Source organism: Streptomyces sp. NPDC005303 (assembly GCF_040607335.1).
GTDB lineage: Bacteria > Actinomycetota > Actinomycetes > Streptomycetales > Streptomycetaceae > Streptomyces.
The window spans coordinates 1-23,215 of sequence record NZ_JBEXGM010000060.1 but is presented as its reverse complement, the minus strand read 5'-3'; the positions used below and the strand labels follow the sequence as shown (position 1 = coordinate 23,215).

At 71.0% G+C, this 23,215-nt stretch carries 23 protein-coding genes and 2 pseudogenes; 8 read left to right on the top strand and 17 right to left on the bottom strand.

The genetic code is table 11. From position 1 onward, the window contains the following. Nucleotides 1–7 precede the first annotated feature (7 nt). The 6 genes and pseudogenes from crcB (ABZT93_RS39280) to ABZT93_RS39255 form a co-directional block, all read right to left on the bottom strand. Nucleotides 8–382 (bottom strand): fluoride efflux transporter CrcB, encoded by a 375-nt coding sequence (gene crcB, locus ABZT93_RS39280; RefSeq protein ID WP_356113722.1) that lies wholly within the window; start codon nucleotides 380–382, stop codon nucleotides 8–10. Beyond that, entirely contained in the window at nucleotides 379–759 is a 381-nt protein-coding gene (locus ABZT93_RS39275; protein WP_356113721.1) for a DUF190 domain-containing protein, read from the bottom strand. The genes crcB (ABZT93_RS39280) and ABZT93_RS39275 overlap by 4 nt, the downstream gene beginning before the upstream one ends. Before the next feature lie 54 nt (nucleotides 760–813). Beyond that, nucleotides 814–1,269: a fluoride efflux transporter CrcB gene (crcB, locus tag ABZT93_RS39270; protein ID WP_356113718.1), complete on the bottom strand. Its 456-nt coding sequence runs from the start codon at nucleotides 1,267–1,269 to the stop codon at nucleotides 814–816. A 166-nt stretch (nucleotides 1,270–1,435) separates the two neighbouring features. Beyond that, nucleotides 1,436–2,398 carry an SMP-30/gluconolactonase/LRE family protein gene (locus tag ABZT93_RS39265; protein ID WP_356113715.1) on the bottom strand — a complete coding sequence of 321 codons (963 nt, stop codon included), beginning with the start codon at nucleotides 2,396–2,398 and terminating at the stop codon, nucleotides 1,436–1,438. Between the two features lie 28 nt (nucleotides 2,399–2,426). Next, complete coding sequence (locus tag ABZT93_RS39260; RefSeq protein ID WP_356113713.1) at nucleotides 2,427–2,714, bottom strand: winged helix-turn-helix domain-containing protein; 288 nt, start codon at nucleotides 2,712–2,714, stop codon at nucleotides 2,427–2,429. A 227-nt stretch (nucleotides 2,715–2,941) separates the two neighbouring features. Further along, a pseudogene (locus tag ABZT93_RS39255) lies at nucleotides 2,942–4,963 on the bottom strand (beta-galactosidase). Nucleotides 4,964–5,163: 200 nt separating this feature from the next. Between ABZT93_RS39255 and ABZT93_RS39250 the strand changes: the two are divergent. From ABZT93_RS39250 to ABZT93_RS39240, 3 genes are all read left to right on the top strand, one after another. Then, complete coding sequence (locus ABZT93_RS39250) at nucleotides 5,164–6,195, top strand: LacI family DNA-binding transcriptional regulator (protein WP_356113711.1); 1,032 nt, start codon at nucleotides 5,164–5,166, stop codon at nucleotides 6,193–6,195. Nucleotides 6,196–6,459: 264 nt separating this feature from the next. Next, nucleotides 6,460–6,810, top strand: coding sequence for a VOC family protein (locus tag ABZT93_RS39245; RefSeq protein WP_020138451.1), 351 nt, complete (start codon nucleotides 6,460–6,462; stop codon nucleotides 6,808–6,810). A gap of 64 nt (nucleotides 6,811–6,874) precedes the next feature. After that, on the top strand, nucleotides 6,875–7,270 hold the full coding sequence (locus ABZT93_RS39240) for a MarR family transcriptional regulator (protein ID WP_356113709.1): 396 nt from the start codon (nucleotides 6,875–6,877) through the stop codon (nucleotides 7,268–7,270). 170 nt (nucleotides 7,271–7,440) lie between these two features. Here ABZT93_RS39240 and ABZT93_RS39235 read toward each other — a convergent pair whose 3' ends face one another. The 7 genes and pseudogenes from ABZT93_RS39235 to ABZT93_RS39205 form a co-directional block, all read right to left on the bottom strand. Further along, entirely contained in the window at nucleotides 7,441–7,830 is a 390-nt protein-coding gene (locus ABZT93_RS39235) for an SseB family protein (RefSeq protein WP_020118144.1), read from the bottom strand. A gap of 108 nt (nucleotides 7,831–7,938) precedes the next feature. Continuing rightward, nucleotides 7,939–8,091: a hypothetical protein gene (locus ABZT93_RS39230; RefSeq protein ID WP_356113706.1), complete on the bottom strand. Its 153-nt coding sequence runs from the start codon at nucleotides 8,089–8,091 to the stop codon at nucleotides 7,939–7,941. Nucleotides 8,092–8,329: 238 nt separating this feature from the next. Continuing rightward, complete coding sequence (locus tag ABZT93_RS39225) at nucleotides 8,330–8,872, bottom strand: cysteine hydrolase (RefSeq protein WP_356113704.1); 543 nt, start codon at nucleotides 8,870–8,872, stop codon at nucleotides 8,330–8,332. Next, on the bottom strand, nucleotides 8,869–10,356 hold the full coding sequence (locus tag ABZT93_RS39220) for a cytosine permease (RefSeq protein ID WP_356113702.1): 1,488 nt from the start codon (nucleotides 10,354–10,356) through the stop codon (nucleotides 8,869–8,871). The genes ABZT93_RS39225 and ABZT93_RS39220 overlap by 4 nt, the downstream gene beginning before the upstream one ends. A 147-nt stretch (nucleotides 10,357–10,503) precedes the next feature. Next, nucleotides 10,504–10,813: pseudogene (locus tag ABZT93_RS39215) on the bottom strand (helix-turn-helix transcriptional regulator); the annotation flags it as partial. Nucleotides 10,814–11,043: 230 nt separating this feature from the next. Next, nucleotides 11,044–12,042 carry an aldo/keto reductase family protein gene (locus tag ABZT93_RS39210; protein WP_356113700.1) on the bottom strand — a complete coding sequence of 333 codons (999 nt, stop codon included), beginning with the start codon at nucleotides 12,040–12,042 and terminating at the stop codon, nucleotides 11,044–11,046. Between the two features lie 122 nt (nucleotides 12,043–12,164). After that, a complete protein-coding gene (locus ABZT93_RS39205) occupies nucleotides 12,165–12,578 on the bottom strand; it encodes a cytidine deaminase (protein ID WP_356113698.1) in 414 nt (137 codons plus the stop codon). Nucleotides 12,579–12,812: 234 nt separating this feature from the next. Here ABZT93_RS39205 and ABZT93_RS39200 point away from each other — a divergent pair, with 234 nt between their 5' ends. The 4 genes from ABZT93_RS39200 to ABZT93_RS39185 all read left to right on the top strand — a co-directional run bounded on the left by ABZT93_RS39200 (nucleotide 12,813) and on the right by ABZT93_RS39185 (nucleotide 18,234). Further along, nucleotides 12,813–13,949 (top strand): hypothetical protein, encoded by a 1,137-nt coding sequence (locus tag ABZT93_RS39200; RefSeq protein ID WP_356113696.1) that lies wholly within the window; start codon nucleotides 12,813–12,815, stop codon nucleotides 13,947–13,949. A gap of 209 nt (nucleotides 13,950–14,158) precedes the next feature. Beyond that, complete coding sequence (locus tag ABZT93_RS39195; RefSeq protein WP_356113694.1) at nucleotides 14,159–14,860, top strand: methyltransferase domain-containing protein; 702 nt, start codon at nucleotides 14,159–14,161, stop codon at nucleotides 14,858–14,860. 153 nt (nucleotides 14,861–15,013) lie between these two features. After that, nucleotides 15,014–16,999: a glycoside hydrolase family 97 catalytic domain-containing protein gene (locus ABZT93_RS39190; RefSeq protein ID WP_356113692.1), complete on the top strand. Its 1,986-nt coding sequence runs from the start codon at nucleotides 15,014–15,016 to the stop codon at nucleotides 16,997–16,999. Nucleotides 17,000–17,211: 212 nt separating this feature from the next. Continuing rightward, on the top strand, nucleotides 17,212–18,234 hold the full coding sequence (locus ABZT93_RS39185; protein WP_356113724.1) for a LacI family DNA-binding transcriptional regulator: 1,023 nt from the start codon (nucleotides 17,212–17,214) through the stop codon (nucleotides 18,232–18,234). A 36-nt stretch (nucleotides 18,235–18,270) separates the two neighbouring features. On the opposite strand, the gene arsM is transcribed toward ABZT93_RS39185, so the two are convergent. Both arsM and ABZT93_RS39175 read right to left on the bottom strand, forming a co-directional pair. Further along, nucleotides 18,271–19,062, bottom strand: a complete 792-nt coding sequence (gene arsM, locus ABZT93_RS39180) for an arsenite methyltransferase (protein WP_356113689.1) — start codon at nucleotides 19,060–19,062, stop codon at nucleotides 18,271–18,273. A 34-nt stretch (nucleotides 19,063–19,096) separates the two neighbouring features. Then, nucleotides 19,097–19,795 (bottom strand): NAD(P)-binding domain-containing protein, encoded by a 699-nt coding sequence (locus ABZT93_RS39175; RefSeq protein WP_356113686.1) that lies wholly within the window; start codon nucleotides 19,793–19,795, stop codon nucleotides 19,097–19,099. Nucleotides 19,796–19,966: 171 nt separating this feature from the next. On the opposite strand from ABZT93_RS39175, the gene ABZT93_RS39170 reads away from it, so the two are divergent. Beyond that, nucleotides 19,967–21,196: a SpoIIE family protein phosphatase gene (locus ABZT93_RS39170; RefSeq protein WP_356113684.1), complete on the top strand. Its 1,230-nt coding sequence runs from the start codon at nucleotides 19,967–19,969 to the stop codon at nucleotides 21,194–21,196. A gap of 56 nt (nucleotides 21,197–21,252) precedes the next feature. Here the strand turns inward: ABZT93_RS39170 and tatA are convergent, their stop codons facing one another. Then, entirely contained in the window at nucleotides 21,253–21,534 is a 282-nt protein-coding gene (tatA, locus tag ABZT93_RS39165; RefSeq protein ID WP_356113682.1) for a Sec-independent protein translocase subunit TatA, read from the bottom strand. A 72-nt stretch (nucleotides 21,535–21,606) separates the two neighbouring features. Then, on the bottom strand, nucleotides 21,607–23,103 hold the full coding sequence (locus ABZT93_RS39160) for an LCP family protein (RefSeq protein ID WP_356113680.1): 1,497 nt from the start codon (nucleotides 23,101–23,103) through the stop codon (nucleotides 21,607–21,609). Nucleotides 23,104–23,215: the final 112 nt, after the last annotated feature.

Here is a 23,215-nt window from a genome sequence, read left to right as displayed (position 1 = left end):
GATTCGGCTACGCCCAGACGGCCCGCGCCAGCGCCGCCCCCACGAAGGCCGCCCCGAGACCGGCCACCACGCTCGCAACCGCGTTGGCCACGGCGTAGAAGCGTGCCCCGGTCTCGGTGAGCCGCAGGGTCTCGTAGGAGAAGGTCGAGTACGTCGTCAGGGCCCCGCACAGGCCGGTGCCCAGCAGGAGTTGGAGGCGGGATCCGGCCGCCCCCGCGGCCACGGCGCCGGTGAGCAGGCCGAGGATCAGACAGCCGGTGACGTTGACGGCGAAGGTCCCCCAGGGGAACACCGAGTCGTGCCGTGACTGCACCGCGCGGTCGGTGAGATAGCGGAGTGGCGCGCCGACCATGGCACCCATGACGACCAGCAGCCAGTTCACAACGACTTCTTACCCTTCCTGTCCGCTATGTCCTGGTTGTCGTCACGGCCGACGTACCGGATGACCTCGCAGTCGTCGAGGGTCACCAGGCCCTCGGTGACGAGTTCGCCGAGCTGCGGCAGGAACTCCCGTACGCGTGTCTCGGTGTCGATGATCACGACGGCCACCGGCAGGTCCTCGCTGAGGGACAGCAGCCGGGAGGTGTGGATCAGGGAGGAGGCGCCGAAGCCCTCGATGCCGCGGAAGACGCTGGCCCCGGCGAGCCCGGCGGCGTGGGCGCGGTGCACGATCTCGGAATAGAGGGGCTTGTGGTGCCAGGTGTCGTTCTCACCGATGTAGACGGTCAGACGCAGGGCGTTGCCGGTCAGCCTCGTCATGGCTGCCTCCACTTCAGGAAGCGCGTCATGGCCGAATCCACTTCAGCACGCGCGTCATGGCTGCCTCCACTTCAGCACGCGGCGGGCCGCCGTGGACGCGAGCCACACCGCTGTGAGGGCCGCGAGCAGGGTCGCGGCGAGATAGGCCAGACCGGTGGCGGGGCGGCCGTGGTCGAGTAGTCTCTGGATGTCGACGGCGTAGGTCGAGTAGGTGGTGAAGCCGCCGAGGACTCCGGTGCCGAAGAAGGGGCGGACCAGGCGGTGGGCGGCCCACACGTCGGTGATGACGACCATGAACACGCCGATGACGGCACAGCCGACGACGTTGGTCCAGAAGGTCGCCCAGGGGAATCCGCCGGGCGGGGTGGGCCAGTGGAGGGAGAGCGCGTACCGGGCCGTGGCGCCCAGGGCGCCGCCGAGCGCGACCACCACGACCACGGGTGCCTGCCCTTGCCAGACGGACTGGCGTACGGGCCCGGCGGGGGCTCGCACGCGCTCCGGGGCTGTCATGGTCGTGTCTCTCCTACTCGCCGGGGCCCGGCCTGCGGGCGCGCTCGATCGCAAGTAGGGACCGTTGGCGGCGCCTCCGCAGCGGTTCGGGTACGGCGGGCCCCACCACCGTGCCGCGAGGGTGATCGCGACCGGGGACCAGCCTAACGCCGGGTCGCCGCCGGGGTCACTTCGCGGCGGGCGGCTCGCACAGCGCGATGCCGCGCTCCCGGAGGCTGCCGAGGACCAGGTGGCCGGAGGCCTCGCAGACGCTGGTGACCATACGGAAGCGGGACCGGTTGCGGGCGAGGTGGTGGACGACCTCGCCCGTGTCGTCGACGGCGAGGACGCCGATGCTGCCCGTGGGGCGGTAGGGGGCGTGTACGGCGACGCGGGCGGCGGCCCTGCGCACGGGCGGGGCCGCGCGGTGCAGCAGGTCGAGCGGGGGTACGCGGGGTCCGGCGAGGGAGACCCAGACCGGGCCGTCCGGTCCGCCGCGCCAGATGTTGTCGGGCATGCCGGGGAGGTTCTCGGCGAAATGCTCGGCGCGCCCGGCCAGTGGTCCGTCGAGCCAGTAGCGGGTGAGCCGGCGTGCCCCGGTCTCGGCGACGACCAGGAACGACTCGTCGCCGCTCGCGGCCACGCCGTTGGCGAACTGCAGCCCCTCCAGGAGGACTTCGGGGGTGTCGTCGCCCGGCGCGAGGCGCAACAGGCGGCCGGTGCCGGTGTGTTCGACGATGTCGCCGATCCACTGCTCCAGGGGGTAGCGGCGGCTGGAGACGGTGAAGTACACGCTGCCGTCGGACAGCGCGACCACGTTGCTGGTGAACCGCAGCCGCTCCCCCTCGACCTCGTCGGCGACGACGCGCACGGTGCCGTCGGCGAGGTCGACGCCCAGCAGTCCGCGTTCCGCGTCGCACACCAACAGGGCGCCGTCCGGGAGGAGTTGGAGGCCGAGCGGCCTGCCGCCGGTCTCGGCGAGCACCTCGACCCGGGCTGCGAGAGGCTGCGTCAGTCCGTCGATGCGCAGGATGCGGCCGTCCTCCACTCCGGTGAGAACCCGGCCGCGGGCGTCGGCGACGACGTCCTCGGGGCCGCGGCCGCCGATCGCGACGTAATGGCGGGGAATCAGTGCGGTGGGACGGTCCATCGGGTGCCTGCCCTTCCGGTGCGGATCGCTACCAGCCCTTCTCGAACATGCGCGCCACCTCGGCGATGCGCATCTCGTCGCGACGGTAGTACGTGCGCCACCTGATCCTCCTGGTGCGCAACAGACCGATGTTCACGAGGAGGCCGAGGTGGGTCTCCGCGACCGAGCGGGGGACGCCGAGCTTGCCCGCGACGGCGTCGGCGGTGACTCCGTCCTCGGCCGGGTCGCCGTGCCGCTGCTCGGGGAAGTGCGCGGCCGGGTCCTTGAGCCACTCCAGGATGTCCAGGCGTCTCTGGTCGGCCGGAGTCCTCAGCATCTCGTCCCCTCCGCCCCTCCTTCTGGTCTGTCCACTGTCCCGCAGTCGAAGCCGCCCTGTCCCGGAGTCGCCGAGCTTGTCCGAGATGGAACTCCTCTGTGACAAGGGGCCGTTCGGCACGCACGGCGGTGGGAAGGCGCGAGGCCCGCCGGTCCGGCGGGCCTCACCGGCCGAGATGGGGCCCCTCCGCCCGCGGCTCGTGGTCTCGCGGGCGGAGGGGAGTCGGTTCAGCCGTCGAGTCGTACGACCCGGACGGCGCCGGCCGGGACGGCGAGGCGACCCGAGGCACGTTCACCGGTCAGCAGTTCGGTGCCCGCCGCGTCCAGGGGCACCTTGACCTCGGACGCGGTGTGGTTGATCACGAAGACGTAGGAACCGGACTCTCCGTTGCGTCGGACCACCTCGACGTCATGGGGCAGGTCGGCGCGCGCGGGGAGTCGGGCGTCCTCGGCGGCCCAGCCGAGCAGCGCGTCGAGGCCCTGGGCGGCCAGACGCGTGGAGACGTACCAGGCGGTGCCCTCGCCGAGCCGGTGCCGGGTGACGGCCGGGTGACCGGCGGCCAGGCCGTCGGCGTACGTCCACACGGTCTCGGCGCCGAGCGGCACCACGAACTCCGTCCACACGTCGCCGGTGAGCTCGGAGCCGTCGGGGCCGGTGACACGGACGGACTGGTCCGGCAGCAGCGGCGAGAACTCCTCGACGGTCAGGCCGAGGACGTCCCTGAGCGCGCCCGGATGTGCGCCCGCGTGGACGGCGTCGTGTTCGTCGACGATGCCGGAGAAGTACGACACGACGAGGGTGCCGCCGTTCTCCACGTACGCCTTGAGGTTGTTCCCCGCGGCCTCCGTCATCAGGTACAGGGCGGGGACGACGACAAGGGGATAAGCCGACAAGTCGGCTTCCGGGTGGGCGAAGTCGACCGTGAGGTGGCGGTCGTAGAGGGCCTCGTAGAAGGCGTCGGCGCGCTCGCGGGCGTCGTGGTCCACGCTGGGGCGCCAGTCGAGGCCCTGCGCCTACCAGGAGTGCCAGTCCCACAGGACGGCCACGTCCGCCTGTGTGCGGGTGGCGCGGATCGTGCTCAACGAGTCCAGGGAGGCGCCCAGTTCGACGACCTCGCGCCACACGCGCGTGTCGGTGCCGCCGTGCGGGACCATCGACGAGTGGAACTTCTCGGCGCCGCGCCGGGACTGGCGCCACTGGAAGAACATGGCTCCCTCGGAGCCGCGGGCCACGTGTCCCAGGGAGTTGCGGGCCATCTGGCCGGGGGCCTTGGCCGGGTTGCGGGCCTGCCAGTTGACGCCCGAGGTGGAGTGCTCCAGCAGGATCCAGGGGGCGCCGCCCGCGACCGAGCGGGTGAGGTCGGCGGCCATCGCGAGGTTGACGTGGGTGCGGCGGCCGTCGGTGATGAGGTAGTGGTCGTTGGTGACGATGTCGACCTCACGGCCCCAGGCCCAGTAGTCGACGGAGTCGCACTGGCTGAGCGCGGTCATGAAGTTGGTGGTGACCGGGACGCCCGGGGAGAGCCGGTGCAGGATGTCCCGCTCCATCACGAAGTTCTCGCGCATGGTCGCGTCGGCGAACCGCTTGTAGTCCAGCGCCTGGCCGGGGTTGCCGACGGTGGCCGCGGTGCGCGGCGGGTCGATCTGCTCCAGGCTCGTGTAATGCTGGCCCCAGAAGGCGGTGCCCCAGGCCTCGTTGACGCCGTCGACGCCGCCGTACGTCGTCGACAGCCAGCGGCGGAAGTGGGCGGCGCAGGAGTCGCAGTAGCAGGCGGAGACGGGGACGCCGTACTCGTTGTGCACATGCCACATCGCGAGGGCCGGGTGGTCGGCGTAGCGCTCGGCGAGCCGGGTGGTGATGTTCGCGGCGGTCGCGCGGTAGGCGCTGTTGCTGTGGCAGATGGCGCCGCGGGAGCCGAACGCGAGACGGGTGCCGTCGGCCGTCACGGGCAGCGCGTCGGGGTGGGCGCGGTAGAACCAGGCGGGCGGGACGACCGTGGGCGTGCCGAGGTCGACGCGGACGCCGTTCTCGTGCAGCAGGGCGAGGATCCGGTCCAGCCAGCCGAAGTCGTACACGCCTGGTTCCGGTTCCAGGAGCGCCCAGGAGAAGATCCCTACGCTGACCATGGTGACCCCGGCCTCGCGCATCAGCCGAACGTCCTCGTCCCAGACGCTCTCGGGCCACTGCTCCGGGTTGTAGTCCCCGCCGAAGGCAAGCCTGGTGAGGCCCCTGGGGGTGGTCTCCGGCATGGGTCTCTCCCGTTTCGATTGGTTGGGAACGTGCACACACGGCTCCAGAAGCGTGCGGCCCAAGATAACCGCACAGAGGTAACCCTTGCCAAGTGCCTTACCTGACGCATTTCTGTGCACGATCCCAGACCGGTCGCATCCCCCGACCGCCATCCCGCCGTACGAGCGCCCTCTCCCCCGCCCTCAAGGGCCTTAGAGTCTTGACCATGAACAATGCGGGGGCCCGGCGCAGACCGCCGACGATCCACGACGTGGCCCGCGAGGCCGGGGTCTCGCGAGGCACCGTCTCGCGTGTGCTCAACGGCGGACACTACGTCAGCCCGCCCGCCCTCGAAGCGGTCAACGCCGCCATCCGCAAGACGGGGTACGTCGTCAACCGGCACGCCCGCTCACTGATCACCGGTCGCTCCGACTCCGTCGGCTTCCTGCTCACGGAGCCCCAGGAGCGGTTCTTCGAGGACCCCAATTTCAACGTGCTGCTGCGCGGCTGCACCCAGGCGCTGGCCGCGCACGACATCCCGCTGCTGCTGATGCTTGCCGGGACCGATGACGAGCGGCGCCGGATCAAGCGGTTCATCACCGCGGGCCACCTCGACGGCGTCCTGCTGGTGACCAGCCACTCCGCCGACCCGGTGGCCGAGGAGCTGCACAAGGCGGGCGTGCCCGTCGTCCAGTGCGGCAAGCCCATGAGGTCCGGCTCGAAGGTGAGTTACGTGGCCGCGGACGACCGCGACGGCGCCCGTGACATGGTGCGCCATCTGCTGTCGCTCGGCCGCCGCCGGATCGGCATCGTGACCGGCCCGCTGGACTCGCCCGGCGGCGTCGACCGGCTCGCCGGCTACAAGGAGGTGCTGACGGAGGCGGGTGTCGAGATCGACGAGCGGCTCGTCGTCTCCGGCGACTACAGCCGGGCCGCCGGAGAGGCGGGCGCCGAACAGCTGCTGGCCCGGGCACCCGACCTGGACGCCGTGTTCGTCGCCTCCGACCTGATGGCCCTCGGCGCCTTGACGGCGTTGCGCCGGGCCGGCCGACGGGTCCCCGAGGACGTGGCCGTGGGCGGCTTCGACGACTCCATCGCGGCGACGGAGGCGACCCCGCCCCTCACCACGATCCGCCAGCCCTACGACCGCATCAGCGCCGAGATGGTGCGGGTGCTGCTGGCCCAGCTGGGCGGCGAGGACCCGGCGGCGGTCATCCTGCCCACGGAGCTGGTGCGGCGCGAGTCGACCTGAGCGGGGGCTCGGGGGCCGGGTGGCCCGCACCGCGGGCGTACGGCCGGGCGGGAGGGGATCGGGCTTTCGCGGCCCCTGATCGATGCGTCAGGGCTCGGGGAACCACTGTTGTCGGCGCGCCGACCCTGTGTGGAGCGATCCACGCGCTGGTGTGCGCTCTTGAGGAGCTCACTCGATCAGGATCGGAGAAGCGCGGCTCCCCTCCCCGGCCTAGCGTGAAACCACCGACACAGACAGTCGGTGACCCACACGAAGGAGCACACCATGACTGCCGGCCTCAAGACGATCATCTACCCCGTCAAGGACCTGGCCGCGGCGAAGGCCCTGTTCGGCGCGCTGCTGGGCGTGGAGCCGTATGCGGACGAGCCGTACTACGTCGGCTTCAAGGACGCCGGGCAGGACGTCGGCCTCGACCCGAACGGACACGCCAGGGGGATGACCGGCCCGGTGCCCTACTGGCACGTCGACGACATCCGCGCCACGCTCGCGGCGCTGGTCGCGGCCGGGGCGGAGACCTTGCAGGACGTCCAGGACGTCGGCGGCGGCAAGCTGATCGCCTTCGTCAAGGACGCGGACGGCAACCTGGTGGGGATCACGCAGGATCCGCAGGCCTGACACTTACTTGCATACGCACTAGTTGTACAGGCAACAATGACCGGATCGGTGTTACCGTGCATGTATGGCGGTGAACACGGTCGCGACCGGTCTCGAGGAGCGGTGGCGGGACATCCTGTCGGTGCACGCGCGCACGATGTGCGAGATCGACCGCGTGCTGCACCCGCACGGGCTGGGCGCGAGCGATTTCGAGGTGCTCGACATCCTCGCCACCGAGTCGCCCCGCGAGGGCGACCAGTGCCGCGTGCAGAACCTCGCCGGCCGGGTGCATCTGAGCCAGAGCGCACTGTCCCGCCTGATCGGCCGCCTGGAGAAGGACGGTCTGGTGGAGCGGTCCATGTGTGTGGAGGACCGCCGGGGCGTGTGGGTGTCACTCACCCAAAAGGGCCGTGCCCTGCACTCGGAGGTACTGCCGCTCCAGCGCGGGGTGCTGGCGAAGATGCTCGAAGGTCATGGGTGAGGGAGAGCGCGCCGGGGATGAGCAGGGTCGGCGCCGCTCATCCCTGTTCTCGCATGCGGAAGCCTGGGCGGTAGCGGGAGCAGGTCGCGCCCCGCTGCGGGCCCGGCTGCTCCCCCTCCGTCGCATGTGATGGCCGGGCCCCGTTATGCGGGGTCGGCGTACGGTCGGCCCTACGGACGTGCCAGCAGGGTGCGTACGCCCTCGGACGTGAGCGTGAGCGGGTGCGTGGAGCTGGCGTCGATCGAGAGCGAGAGGTCGCCGTCAGGCCACTGCGCGGCGAGCGCACCCAGCGGCACGAGGCGGTAGCGGGAGACGAACGGAAGCAGTTCGGCCATCTCCGTCTCCGAGGTGAACACGGGCACCACGGGAGCGCCGTCCTGCTGCTCCAGCACGGGCAGCGCCACGGTCGTGTCCTCGTCCGCGGCGTCGTCGGGCACCGGAATGAGCACCTCACTGGTCGCGAGCGTGTCCAGCGCCGTCGTGTCCTCGGTGTTCTGCGTCAGCGCGTCCAGCGCCCGCTGAGCCGGTGTGGCGTTATGGTCATTGGCGGGTGTGTCCATGGCAGATCCCCTGGTAGCGGCGGTCGTGCGTCCCACCCACGGGCATGATCGCCCGGGGGCGCGGTGCTGCTCGCGTACCCGAGCGTGCCGAGAGCATGCGTTCGGACGTCAGGGAATCAGCGCGATGTGTTCCGAGGGCAGGCCGAGGGTCTCGCACCCGACCCGCGGCAGGAGCGGCTCGTACATGCCGGGCCCGGCATAGGTCCAGTACGTGGCCGCGTCCCGGAAGCAGTGCTGCATCCATTTCGCCCTCGCGCGCATGGCGGGATCCGGCCGTGCGGAACAGGATGCCCTGGAGGACGTCCCAGGCCATGCGTCCGGCGTCGAGGAACGTCAGGGCGAGCCGGATGTCCTCGGCGAGGGTGAAGGGTGCCTCCACCGCGCGGGAACCGCTGTCACGATGCCTCCTGACATGTGGGGCCGTCCGTCCGTGATGCGCTACCGGCGACTCAACACGGCCGGGCGCCGCACGGTACCGACCCGATATCGCCAAGTACCTTCAGGTTCCGATCAGTTGGTCCACCGTGACGACCCGGATCAGCGGCCCGTACAGCTCCATCACGTCCAGCGCCCTGGCGTGCGAGGCGTCGTCGGCCCCGGCACAGGCGTCGGACACCACCAGGGTCTCGACACCCGCGTCGGCGGCGGCGAGCGCGGTGGACAGGACACAGCAGTCGGTACTGACACCGGCCAGGACCAGACGGCCCTCGGGGCCGACACGGGCGGCCAGTTCGGGGGTCCACTTGCCGAATGTGGTCGCGTCCATGACGTGCGGCGCCCGGTCGGCGAAGTCGTCGGTGAGGCGCCACAGCGGGGCGTCCGGCGGCTGGAGGGCGAAGGGCCACCGCGCGTAGTAGGCCCGCCAGGCGCCGGTGGGCTTGTCGGGGGCGACGAAGCGGGTGAAGGTGACCCGGTCGCCGAAGGCCGGCAGCAGTCGTCGTATGCCTGCTGCGGCCTCGGCGTAACGAGGGCCGGCCCAGGGGCTGTCGGGCTCGGCGAAGACGCGCTGCATGTCGATGACGGCGAGCAACCCCGCCGTCATACGACGCCCTCCTGTGCGCGGACCCGTCGGCGGCCGAGGGCCAGGGTGCCGAGGAAACCAACGGCGAGCGCGGCCAGCACGCCGAGGTTGGCGTACGCCCAGGACCCGGACTTGCCGCCGAGACCGAACGGGCCGAGGAGATAGCCCTGCCAGTCCAGCCAGCTCGCGGCCGAGTTGGTGACCAGGCCCCAGCCGAGGGCGGTGGCGAGGACCGTGAGGATCAGCGGGGTGGGCGGTGCGTCGCCGTAGCGGCCGCCCGGGCGGTAGAGGTCGGCCTCGTCGTAGTCGCGGCGGCGCAGCAGGACGTCGGCGAGCATGATGCCGCACCAGGCGGCGATCGGGACGCCGAGCGTGGTGAGGAAGCCCATGAACTGGCCGAGGAAGTCGTCGGCGAGGAACACGATGTAGACGGAGCCCGCGATCATCAGGACGCCGTCGACGAGCGCCGCCAGCGGGCGCGGGATCCTGAGGCCCGCCGAGAGCAGGGCGAGGCCCGAGGAGTAGATGTCGAGGACCGCGCCGCCGACCAGGCCGAGGACCGCGACGACGGCGAAGGGCACGAGGAACCAGGTGGGCAGAAGGGTGGTGAGCGCGCCGATCGGGTCGGCGGCGACGGCCGTGTTCAGGGTGGTGGACGATCCGGCCAGCAGCAGTCCGAAGACCAGCAGGAGCAGCGGGGCCACGGAGGCGCCGAAGGTGGTCCAGCCGACCACGCCCCGGCTCGACGAGGTCCGGGGCAGATAGCGGGAGTAGTCGGCGGCGGCGTTGACCCAGCCGAGGCCGAAGCCGGTCATCATGAAGACCAGCGCGCCGATGAACTCCTGGGCGGAGCCCGCCGGGAGGGCGCTGACGGTGCTCCAGTGGATGTGGTCGGCGACGAGAGCGACGTACACCGGGGTCAGTACCCCCGTCACCACGGTGATCACGGTCTGCAGCCGCATGATGAGGTCGAAGCCCATCACCCCGCCGACGACGGTGAGCCCCGCGACCACGACCAGGGCGATCACCTGGGTCTCCGTGCCGCCGCCCCAGCCCAGCCGTCCGAAGACGGTCGCCGTGGCCAGCGTGGCGAGGGCGCACAGCACGGTCTCCCAGCCGACGGTGAGCACCCAGGAGACCACCGACGGGAGGCGGTTTCCGCGCACCCCGTAGGCGGCGCGGCTGAGCACCATCGTCGGCGCGGAGCCGCGCTTTCCGGCGACCGCGACGAAGCCGCACAGCAGGAACGAGAAGACGATCCCGATCACGCCGGCCACCAGGGCCTGCCAGAAGGAGATCCCGAAGCCCAGCGCGAAGGAGCCGTAACTGAGACCGAGAATGGACACGTTGGCGCCGAACCATGGCCAGAACAGGGTCCGCGGGGTGCCTTTGCGTTCGGCGTCACCGATCACGTCCAGCCCGTGCGTCTCCACCTGGAGCTGCCGGGCGGTGGATCTGTGGTCGGGGGATCCGAGGGAGTCGGTGGTTCCCGGGGAGTCTGTCATCGTCGGCCTGCCTGTTCGGACGTGTTGGGGCGACGGTAGGCAGAGGGCGCGGGGGCGTCAATCACACGGCGCCCGCAGGACCGCGCACCCGGCCGGACTCACCGCGGGAGGTTGGGCGTCGAAGGAGCCACCGCCGCCGGTCGCCGGGAGCCCCGCGTCGCGGGCCGGCAGGGCCAGCAGGGCCAGCAGGGTCGCCTGGACGCGGTTGGTGACATCCAGGGCGGTCAGGACGCGGCTGACGTGGGCCTTGACGGTGCTCTCGGGCATGGCGGGGCGGGCGGCGATGTCCGTGTTGGTCTCCCCCTGGGCAGCACGGCGAGCACGCCCCGCTCAGGTGGAGTCAGACGCTCCGACCAGGCCTGGGCGGCGGCGACTTGGGGGGCCCACCGGCGTGGTGGCGGTCGATCGGACGGCGGGCCACGGTCGGTGACCGCACCGCGACACTCCCCGACTGGAGCGTGCGCCCAGCCGACGGACCGGGACCACGTCACTCGCCACCCCGTCAACCAGCCGACAGACCGGGACCACATCACTCGCCACCCCGTCAACCAGCCGACAGACCGGGACCCCATCACTCGCCACCCCGGTCCCCCGGCACCCACCGACCTCGGCGAGCCTTCCCCCGGCATACCGACGTCTGACCGGGTGCCTTCCGACCGGCCCACCGGAGCTGTCAGCCGCAGGACTTCAGCGGTGCTTGATGCCTGCCTCGGCGGCGGGGGCGAGGGTGGGTTCGGTGACGGGGACGTCGCCGAGGGCCTGGTCGACCGCGGTGAGCAGGTCGTCGGAGAGTTCCACGCCGGAGGCCGCGGCGTTGGCGTGGACCTGCTCGGGTCGGGAGGCGCCGGTGATCGCGGAGGCGACCTCGCTGCGGCGCAGGACCCAGGCGAGCGCGAGGGTGGGCATGCTCATCCCCGCCTCCTCGGCGATCGGGACGAGGCGCTGGACGGCTTCGAGGATGGCGTCGTTGTAGACCAGGTCCTTCGAGACCGCCATGTCCGCGGAGGCGAACCGGCTGCCTTCCGGCACGGGCTGCCCCGGCTTGTACTTGCCGGTGAGCACGCCCTGGGCCAGCGGCGACCACACGATCTGGGAGATGCCGTTGGCGGCACAGAGGTCGAACACCTCGGCCTCGGGAGCCTGCCACAGCATGGAGTACTGCGGCTGGGAGGAGACGAACAGGTCGGGTCCTGCGAGGTCGATCGCCGCCTGGATCTGTTCAGGGGTCCACTCACTGAAGCCGATGTAGCGGGCCTTGCCCTGCTCGACGACCTTCTGGAACGCCTCGACGGTGTCCTCGATCGGCACGGTGGAGTCGAAACGGTGCGCCTGGTACAGGTCGACGTGGTCCGTCCTCAGGCGCGTGAGGGAGGCGTCGATCTGCTGCGCGATGTGCGCGGGGGACAGACCCCGGTCCGCCGGGTCGTCGGACATCGGGAAGTAGACCTTGGTGGCCAGGATGTAGGAGTCACGCGGGTGAGCGGACAGGATCTCGCCCCAGGCCGTCTCCGAGGCCCCCCGGCCGTAGGCGTTGGCGGTGTCGAAGAAGTTGATGCCCGCGTCGAACGCCGCCTCGGTGCAGGCGCGGGTCGCGTCGGCCTCGACACCGCCGGAGTAGGTGAGCCAGGATCCGAGCGAGATCTCCGAGACGTTCAGGTCCGAGCTGCCGAGTGTGCGGTACCGCATGGTTGTCGCTCCTTGTTTCGGGTCGGCCGCCGGCACCTGGGCAGGTCGGCGAAGCCGCTGCCCAACCTGCTGTCCGCCGGATGGATGACCATGCCACGCTCTCATCGATACGGCCGGTCTGTTCACTCGGCGTCGAGCTGGTGATCGGCCCAGACGTAGCTCTCGGGCAGCAGGTCCGTGATGCGCACGGTCCGGGTGCGGGGGGCTGTGCCGACGATGACCTTGAGGTCGGGGAAGTAGTCGAGCAAAACCTGTCGGCAGCGGCCGCACGGAGGAACGACGCCGCGGTCGCGGTCTCCCACGGCGACGATCGTGTCCAGGTCGTAGGCGCCCTGGGCGGCGGCCGCGCCGATGAGGACCAGCTCGGCGCAGGGGCCTCCGGTGAAGTGGTAGGCGTTCACGGCGGTGACGATCCGGCCGTCCCGGGCACGGGCCGCGGCCGCCATGGTGTGGTTGTCGCCTCGGCAACGCGTGCGGGCGACCTCCGCGGCGGCCTGGACGAGTTCGTGGTCGACGGGGTGGCTCTGCGTGGTCAACTTCTCTGCTTTCGTCGTCGGTCAGGCGACGTTGACCCGCCTGACGGGAGCATGCAAGCGAGTATCTCGGAAGGCGAGCACTCCGGGTGCCACGCGCTTGCCGCGGCGCTTTGTGGATCCGGTCCGCGCGGGAGAGTCCCAGGGCTGAACCCACTCGCGCCGCACGCGATCATCACGCCCTACGCTTCATCTGTTCGAGACAGCCACGGACAACGGCTCAACGCGGGGGAAGTCATGGCATATCGGCGCGCGGTGATACCGGCCCTGGTCGGCGCCCTGCTGATCACACTGTTGCTGTGGTGGGCGGGGGCCGGCGCGCAGGCGCTGCAACTGCGCGGCAGCACCAGCGTGTTCGACGTGGACTCCGTGAACGAACTCCGGCGCTGGCTCATGCCCTGGTCGTACGACTCCTCGGTGGCCCTGCCGTCCGACGGTTCCGCCGACGCGGGCACGGACCTGGGCGGAAGCGCACGGTATGCCGATCTGTACGGCACCGCGATGCAGATCAGGTTCGTGGCCCTCTTCGCGTTCTTCCTGGCCGGCGCGCTGCTGCTGCTCCGCAGGATCCCGCCGGCGCAGGGCCGTACGCCGGGCACGCTGCTCGCGCTGTGGGCCTGGAGCCCGGTGGCCGCGACCTTGGCCGTGACGGTCTCCGCGCCCTGGCTGATCGCGTCCCGGGGGCGCGGCAGCTACCGGGTGCTGCCGCAGCTTGCGGGGGTGATCGCGTCGAGCGGGCCGGTCGCGGTGTTCGCGGGCCTGGTGACCGCGCTGCTCACGGTGCTGGTGGCGCGGGTCACCGTCAAGGACACGGACCCACCGCCCCGGCGCGATGTGTCACCGCGCGCCGCCCGCCTGTCCGCGAGCGTCGGAACGGCGGTGGTCGCGCTGTCGCTGCTGGTTCTGTCGTACCGGTCGGTGGCGGCCTGGATCCAGACGTCGTTCAGCGGGGCGGGCCTGCTGTCCGAGCCCGGTGACCTGCTGCGCCAGTGGCTTTTGCTCGGCGCCTGGACCGGGCCGGCGAGCACGGCTCTCGGCCCGTGGCTGCTGTACCGGGCCGCCGACATCCTCCTGCTGACCGTGGTGTGGTGGTCACTGCGCCTGCTGCCCGGCCTGCTCACCCGGGCCACCGCGCCGGCGATGGCGGTGGGCGCGGTCTGCGCGACCGTGCTGGGACTGCTCGCGAGCCAGGTCCTGCACATGGCGATCGACGACACCGCTGCCGTATGGGGCCCCGTGCACATGTTCTCGCCGCTCGGCACAGGCGTCCCGGCCGCCCTCACCGTCGGCGTCACGGCGGGACTCGCGGCCCTCGCGGCACTGCGGCCGGCCGGAGACCGGGACCCCCAACCGACGACCGCTGTCCCCGCCTGACCCCGCTGACGGCACGCCGACCCACCCATCGACACCGCCCACGAGAACCCCCTCGCCGACAACCTCCCCCACACACCAGGGAGCCACGAGCCACTCCACGGTGTCCCCAGAGCCAGCGCCCGCACCCACACAGCACCACAGCCGACCAAGCACCACGCCCCCAGCCAACGACCATTGCCCCCACCTGACCCCGCTGGCAGCATGCCGAGATGCGCATCGACACGGCCTACGAGGGCGTCCTCGGCGACTACTTCGCCGACAACGCGACCGACGGCCCCTACAACGCCCACACCGATCGGCCCGCCATGTTCGCCCTGGCCGGTGACGTCACCGGGCTGCGCGTCCTGGACGTCGGCTGCGGCGCCGGGCACTACATCACGGAACTACGGGCACGGGGCGCGGCCGAAGTGGTCGGCGTCGAGGGCAGCGCGACGCTGTTGCGCCATGCCCGGGATCGCGTCGGCGACGACGCCGTCACCTTGCACCACCACGACCTGGAGGAACCGCTCGGCTTCCTGCCCGACGACTCGTTCGACCTGGTGGTCATGGCCCTGGTCCACCATCACCTGGAGGCCCGTCGGCAACTGCTGGCCGAACTGCACCGCGTCCTGCGTCCCGGCGGAATCCTGCTGGTCTCCACGGTCCACCCGACCGCCGACTGGGTCTGGCACGGCGGCTCCTACTTCGACGAGGAGCGTGTCGAGACGCGGTTCGGGGACAGCGGCACCACCAACTCCCACCGCCGCATGACGATGCAGACCTTTCTGGGCGAACTCCTGGACGCCGGGTTCGCCCTGGAGCGGTTCGTGGAGCCACGGGCCACGGAGGCCGCCCGCCGCGTCGACGAGAGCCGCTACCTCAAGACTCACCAGACACCGTTCTTCGTCGCCGTCCGTATGCGGAAGATCTAGGCACCCCCGGGGGCCCTGGCCACCCTCCCGCACGGGCCCCACGAGTCTTCCGCCCTCCGCAGGTCTTGACCCGGGTTCGTCACCCCCGTACAACATTCCTCAGATAGAAAACGTTTACTCAAGCGTCTACTCAATGGAGAGGCAGCGCCCGCCATGGGAACCACAGAGGACCGGGAAGAGCCCACGCGGGACAGAGCCGGCGCCCCGGGGGCGTTGTCGCGTCGGGGGGTGCTCAGGGGCGCGGCGGCCGTCACCGTCGCTGTCTCCGCGGCGCAGACCAGCACGCAGCCGGCCCACGCCGCCGACGGAGCCGCCGCGGCAGGGCGTCCGCTCCGCGCGACCGCGCGCATGGGCGGCAACGCCATCACGATGTCGGTGGTGGACGGAGCGCTCCGGTGGTCCGTCCACCACCACGGCAGGACGGTCGTCGACACCTCCGCCCTGGGTCTCCGACTGGGCGACGGGACCGTCCTCGGCAACGACGTCACGGTGACCCACCACCGGCACGGGACCGCCCGCACCACGTGGAACCCGGTGTACGGCCGCAACGCCACCGTCACCGACCACTACCAGGAGCAGCGCTGGAATCTACGGGACCGCGCCTCGGGGGTGCGCTTCGGCGTCCAGATCCGCGCCTACAGGACCGGTGTCGCCCTGCGCCACCTCCTCCTCGACGAGGGCACCGCCACCGTTTCCGACGAGCTGACCACGTTCGTCTTCCCGGACGACACCACCGTCTACAGCGCCCGCGACGAGGACGCCTACCTGCCGGTGCCGCCGGGCTCCATCCCCGTCACCGGCACCTCCGGCACGGACAACGGTCCCCTCACCGACCTGCCACTGACCGCCACCCTCACGGACGGGCTCATCGCCTGCGTCTGCGAGTCGGCCCGGCTCGACTTCCCGCGCCTGATGCTCAGTTCGACCGACGGGCAGCCGGGCACCCTCTCCGCGTTCCTGATGGAACACACCGCGCGGGGAACCGGCACGGTCGAGACCACCAGCACGGTCACGACCCCCTTCGCCACGCCGTGGCGCGCGATAGTAATCGGTTCCACCCACGCGGAACTGGTCGACAACGCCGAGCTGATACTCAACCTGGCCCCGCCCAACGCCCTCACCGACACCTCCTGGATCAAACCGGGCAAGGTCTTCCGCTGCGAACTGAGCACCGCCGCCGGCCTCGCCGGCGTCGACTTCGCCGCGGCCCGGGGCCTGCAGTACATCGAGTACGACGCCGGCTGGTACGGCCCCGAGTTCACCACCACCGACGCGACCAGGCCGATCGCCGCCATCGACCTCCCATCCGTCATCTCGTACGCCACGAGCAAGGGCGTCGGTGTCTTCCTCTACGTCAACCGGCTCGCGCTGACCGACGCGGACTCCCTCTTCGGCCTCTACCGGAGCTGGGGCGTGCAGGGCATCAAGCTCGGCTTCATCAACGACGGCACGCAGGCGATGACCGACCAGATCACCGACTGGGCGAGGACGGCCGCCAGGTACCGCCTGCTGATCGACATGCACGACGACGTACGACCGTTCGGTTACGAGCGCACCTACCCCAACTGGATCAGCCTGGAAGGCGTTCGCGGCAACGAGCAGTTCCCGACCGCCACGCACAACGTGACGCTCCCCTTCGCCCGCAACATCGGCGGCCCGATGGATTACACCATCTGCTACGGCCAGTCACGGGACAGGACGACCAACGCCCACCAGATGGCGATGGCCGCGGTGTACTACCAGCCGCTCAACTTCCTCTTCTGGTACGACAAGCCGTCCAAGTACGCCAACGCGGCGAACTGGCCGGGACTGCCGTGGTTCGACTCCGTCCCCACGACCTGGGACGAGAGCCGGACCCTGGCCGGGTCGATCGGCGAGTACGTGGCGGTCGCCCGTCGCAGCGGCGACACCTGGTACCTCGGCGCCATGACCGACGAGACGTCCCGGACCCTGTCGGTCCCGCTGTCGTTCCTGGGCGGCGGAACGTACACGGCGACCGTGTACGCCGACGGCGTCCCCGGGGCGGCTCCGTACCAGACCCCGGTCGTGGTCAGTTCCCGGTCCGTCACCTCGGAGAGCACACTGAGCGTGGCCATGGCCCCGGCGGGTGGCCAGGCGGTCGTCCTGAAGCCGAGCTGACCTGCTGTCCGGCCGGCTCGGCGGACGGTGGGCGGACGCTCTTCGCACTGTAAACGTTTGCTGCACTCCCAAGGTACTTTCCGGCCGTCGGGCTCACCGGCGCGAGCCGGTGCAGTAACGTCGGAGCCGTGACGGACGAGCAAGAGCCATCCGGCGCCCAGGAGGCGAAGAGGGCGAAGCGGAAGAGGAAGCCGGCCGACAGGCCCAGCACGATCCGCGACGTCGCCGCGAAGGCAGGTGTTTCCGTAGCAACCGTTTCCCGGACGCTGGCGGGCAACTACCCGGTGTCCGCGGAGACCAGGGAGCGGGTCATGGCCGCCGTCGAATCCCTCCACTACGTCGTGAACGTCCACGCCAAGGCGCTCTCCGGCCGGGTCGCCGGGCCCGTCGCCCTGGTCCTTCGTGACATCACCGGCCCCTCCCTCGCCCATGTGGCGGCGGGCGTGGAGGAGGAGGCCGGCCGCCGGGGCCGACTCAGCCTGGTCTGTTCGACCAAGGACGACATCAAGCGGGAGGACGACCTGGTACAGCTGATGCGGGAACAGCACGCGGCGGCGGTCCTCCTGGTCGGCGGCACCGTGACGGACGACGCCTATCACCGTCGTATGGCCGGATACGCCAAGGCGCTGGACTCCGCGGGGTCCCGGCTGGTGCTGTGCGGCAGGCCGCCCCTGCCCGCGGGTGTGCCGGCGACCGTCGTGGACTACGACAACCGCGGCGGCGCCTTCCAGGCCACCGCGCACCTGCTCGCGGCTGGTCATCGGCGGGTCCTGTTCCTCACTGGTGCGCCGGGCTTCAGCAGCGCGGAGGAGCGGCGCCTTGGCTACCGGGACGCGCTGCGCGCCCACGGCGCGCCGTACGCCGGGGAGTTGGACACGAGCGGGGACTACACCCGGGCGTCGGGTTATCTGCGTACCCGGGAGGCACTGCGCACGGGGGTCGGGTTCACGGCGGTGTTCGCCGGGTCCGACGTGGTCGCGCTGGGGGCGCTGGCCGCCCTGCGCGAGGCCGGACTGAGCGTCCCGGGCGAGGTCTCCGTGGTCGGCTTCGACGACGTCCCGTTCGCCGCCGACCTGACCCCGGCCCTGACCACGGTCCGGGTCCCGTACGAGGAACTGGGCCGTACCGCCGTACGCCTCGCTCTGGAACGCGAGGTGGGGTTCGCGTCCGACAACCACGTGGTGCTGAGCACGCAGCTCGTGATCCGGGACTCGGTGCGTCCGGCGGCCGGCTGAGGGAGGGACTGTCCGGGTTCCGCGCGGGTGTGCGGTCTAGTTCTGGCCCCTGGCCTGGTCGACGGTGATGTGCGGGCCGGCCGCGGGCTTGGTGGCGCGGACGATGGCGGAGTGCATGCCGTCGGCGACCTGGTGGGTCGGGACGATCTCGATGCCGGTGAAACCGGCGGCTGCCAGCCCCGCGCGGTACTCGGCGAAGGACAGGGCTCCCGCGATGCAGCCCACGTGGTCTCCGCGTTCCGTCCGCTGTTCGGCGGTGAGGGCGTCGTCGGCCACGACGTCGGAGACGCCGATGCGGCCGCCGGGCCTGAGGACACGGAAGGTCTCCGCGAAAACGGCGGACTTGTCGACCGACAGGTTGATCACACAGTTCGAGATCACGACGTCGACCGTTTTCGCGGGCAGCGGGATCGCCTCGATGGTGCCCTTGAGGAACTCCACGTTGGTGGCGCCCGCCTTCGCCGCGTTGGCCAGGGCGAGGGCGAGCATCTCCTCGGTCATGTCCAGCCCGTACGCCTTGCCCGTCGGTCCCACGCGGCGCGCGGAGAGCAGGACGTCGATGCCTCCGCCGGAGCCGAGGTCGAGGACCCGCTCGCCCTCGCGCAGTTCGGCCACGGCGGTGGGGTTTCCGCAGCCGAGGGAGGAGGCGACGGCCTCGGCGGGCAGCGTGTCGCGCTCGTCCGCGCCGTACAGGGTCGAGCCGAAGTTCTCGTCGACCTCGACCGGCTCGGCCCCGCAGCAGGCACCGCCGCCCTCGGTGACCTGGACGGCTGCCGCGGCGTACCGTCGGCGGACGGTCTCCCGCAGGTCGATGGACTCTTCGCGCATGCCCTCTCCTCCTGTCTCGTACGGAACGGTGGGCTCAGCCGCCCGACCGGGCCCCCTGGACATGGAAGTTGAAGTCGCCGTGGCCGAGCGTGCCGAACAGGCGCAGCCAGATCGGCAGGAGCATCTCCGCGCCGCGGGCGGAGGTGATGTCGCCCAGGTCGATCACGCTGGATTCGGGCCAGCCGAAGGACCCCAGCAGCGCGGTGACAGCCTTCTTGGCGCCGGTGTCGTCACCGCTGACGAACACGGTGTGCTCCCCCGCCACCCGGGCCGGTTCCACCATGACGAAACAGTTCATGGTGTTGAGGGTCTTGACGACCTTGGCCTCGGGAAACGCGCGCTGGATACGTTCGCCGAGGCTGTCGGTGTTGACCGGGTCCAGCGTCGGCGGCATGCCGGCGGTGAAGTCCAGCGGGTTGGCGACATCGATGAGGACCTTGCCGCTCAGGTTGGCGGTGCCCGCCGCCTGGAGGGCGTTGAGGCTCTGCTCGCCTGCGGTGGTGTTGACGACCGTCTCACCGAAGGCAGCGGCCGCCTCGAAGGTGTCCAGACGCACCTGGCCGTGGTCGGCGTGCCACTGGGCGAACGGCGGATTGCCCATGCCGTCGGGCTCGGTACGTGCGAGGGTGGCTCCCGGATCGCGGGTGCCGATGACGACGTCGAAGCCGAGGGAGGCGAGCTTGCCGGCGATCGTCCTGCCGACGATGCCGGTGCCGAGGACTGCGTAACGCATACGAGTGGGTCCTTCCGGGACTCGGGCGCTCGGCCGGAGGGCCGCGCCCACGACGAATCCGAACCAAGCCGTTCACCGGCCGCGTGACGACCGTAGCTGTCGAGACGTCGAGCCGTTCCCATCTATCGTGGAAAATCACATCATGATGGCTCGTGTCGAGGCAGGCTGCACATGAGGAAACCGCAGATCGACTACGCGGCGGTCTTCCGGGACCTGCCCGGCATGGTGGCCCTGCTGACACCCGAACTGGTGTACGTCGACGTCAACGACGACTTCGTACGCCTCACCGGTCGCACCCGTGAGCAACTGCTGGACCGCTACATCTTCGACGTCTTCCCCGAGAACCCCCATGACTCGGCCGCCGCCGGAATGCGGGAGACAAGGGAGTCGATGCTGCGCGCGGTGGCCACGGGCGAGCGCGACACGATGGCGGTGGTGCGCTACGACATCGAGGATCCCCAGCGGCCCGGCCACTGGCAGGAACACTTCTGGAGCCCCGTCAACGCCCCCGTCCTCGGCACCGACGGGAAGGTGACACTGCTGGTGCACCGGGTGGAGGAGGTCACCGAACTCATTCGCGCCCGTGGCGGACCGGGCGGCGACAGCCGGGCTCGCGTCCTGGAGGCCGAGCTGTACACCCGGGCCCGGGAACTCCAGGAGGTGAACGAACGCCTGCGCCAGGCCCACGCCCGCGAACGCGAGGTCGCCCTGGCCCTTCAGGAGGCCCTGCTGCCCGCCCCCAGACCTCTGGACCACCATCAGGCGGCCGTCCGCTACCGGCCCGCCGTGGGCGCACTCAATGTGTGCGGTGACTGGTACGACCTCGTCGACCTGCCGGGCGACCGTCTCGCCGTCGCCGTCGGTGACGTCGTGGGCCACGGTCTGGCGGCCGCCTGCGTCATGGGCCAGCTGCGCAGCGCACTGAGCGCCGCCACCCGCGTCGCCGACGGCCCTGCCCGGGCTCTGGAGGCCCTCGGGCTGTACGCCCGCTCCGTGGACGGCGCCGAGTCGACCACAGCGGCGACGGCCTTCATCGACTGGGACGACCACACCCTCACCTACAGCAGCGCGGGCCACCTCCCGCCCGCCCTGCTGCACCCCGACGGCACGGTGTCCTTCCTGGACCGGGCCACCGACCCGCCGCTCGGCGCCAGCCCCGAACACGCCACCCGCCCGGAGGCCACCGCGCCCTTCGACGAGGGCGCCACGCTCGTCCTCTACACCGACGGTCTGATCGAGCGCCGCACCGAGGACATCGACACCGGCCTGGCCCGTCTCACCGACGCGCTCATCCGCCACCGCCACGCCGCCCCCGAGGAACTGGCCGACGCGCTCCTGACCGAGCTCCTCCCACCCATCGGCAACGCCGACGACACCGCTCTCGTCGTCATCCGCCTCTGAGCGGAGCCGTCGCGGCACGTCCGGTGCCCCTCACGCTCCGCCCGGCGTACGGGAGTTCAGCGGGCCGGGTCGGTTTCGGCCGCCCGCTGCGCCGCCGTGGTCTCCGCGGGCGCGGAATGGGCGACCTGCGGGGCGGACTGGGCAGGCGCGGACTCGGCCGGGGTGGCGGCGCGCTGGGCGGCGCCGTCCTCCTTCATGGCCTTGGCCTCGCTCTTGAGGATGCGCATCGACTTGCCGAGTCCACGAGCGGCCTCAGGGAGCTTCTTCGAGCCGAACAGCACGATGATCATGATCGCCACGATCAGCAGGTGCCAGGGCTCCAGTCCGTTCCGCAGCATGCCGCACATCCCTTCTCCGCGCTCATTGTTGCCAGCTTGCGCAACTGTACAACCACGGATGCGGTCCCCGCCTCACTCGTCGGAGTCCTTCTTGTCGGTGGCCGCCGCGTACGCCTGCGCCGGTGTCATCGGGACCCCGTTGAGAGAGACCGTCTTGAAGGTGCTGACCTGGGCGCATTTCTTGGCCTCGTCGGCGGTCTGGGCGTTGGCGTTGGACACCGCGGCCTTCGCGTCGGCGGGCGCCGCCGAGGACGAGCCGCCCGGGAATGTGGTGCCACTCGTCCAGTCGCTGCCGATCACCAGGGTCAGGCCGCTGCCGGTGCCCTCCTTCAGGTGCGAGGTGCGCAGTCCGAGCGCCTTGGCGACGGTCTGGGCCTCGGCCTTCTGGCCGGTGCCGTAGGTGAGGCTGGTGGTTGTCGCCTGGCTCGGCGCGTTGGCCGTGGTCGTGGCTGAGCTGAAGCCCTGACCGGTGAGCGCGTTCGCCACATCGGAGGCGCGGCCGGTGATCTCGGTGCCGTTCTCGACGGTCACGGCGATCCGGGAGGCGGGCACCGCCGAGGCCGTGGCCGTCGCGGAGGCCGCCGAGGACTTCTTGCCGGAGCCGGTGCTCAGGGACTGGTCGCCGGCGATGCTGGTGAAGAGGGCCTTGGCACCCGCGCCCACCACCACCCGGTTGGTGTCGTTCGGGTCGACGGCGGTCTGCATGGTGGTGAAGGTCATCCGCTTGGTGGGGACCTTGTTCACGTCGTCGGCGAGCCCGATCAGCTTCTTCACGCTGCCGAGGCCGTCGTCCACGGTCAGCGCCTTGGTCGCGGCATCGGCCAAGGCGTAGACCGCGGTGGGGTCGGTGAGCGTGCCCGCGCTCTTGAACTTCCGGATCATCGCACTGAGGAAGATGTGCTGGGAGACCGTACGACCGATGTCGCCGCCGTTCCCGAAGCCGTGCCGGGAGCGGACGAACTCGAGGGCCGCCTCGCCCTTGAGGGTGTGGTCGCCCTTCGACAGTTTCAGGTGCGAGTAGGTGTCGTACACGTTGCTGTCGACGCACACGGAGACCCCGCCGACCGCGTCGGACATCTTGACCACGCCGGAGAAGTCGAGCTTGACGAAGTGGTCGATGGGGATGCCGGTGAGCTGATGGATGGTGGCGACCTGGCAGGCGGGCCCGTACCGCAGCGCGCTGTTTATCTGGCCGTAGTAGCCGGACGTGGACTGGCCGCTCTCGCTGTCCTTGCAGGCCGGGATGTCGACCATGGTGTCGCGGGGGATGCTCATGACGGTGGCGTTGGAGCGGTCGGCGGATATGTGCACCACCATCTGCACGTCCGCGTTGCCGTTTCCGCTCTGCACTCCGGTCTGGGAGCAGCCGCCGCCCAGCTTGCAGTCCGCCTTGCTGGTCCGGCCGTCCGAGCCCATGACCAGGATGTTGATCGGGGTACGGCCGAAGGCGTCGGCCTTCTCCGTACCCCCCTTGCCGTTCAGCGCGACACTGTTGATGTTGCCGTTGAGATGCTGGTAGAACCACCAGCCGGCCCCGGCCGTGCCCAGGACGAGGATCGCGAGACACATCCCGATGATCCTCAGTACCCGCCTGCCGCGCGGCACCGGACGGGCCCGGCGACGCGATCCCCTGCCGCCCTGGGAGCGGGCCGCCGCCCGGGCCGCGGCCCGGCCGCCGGGC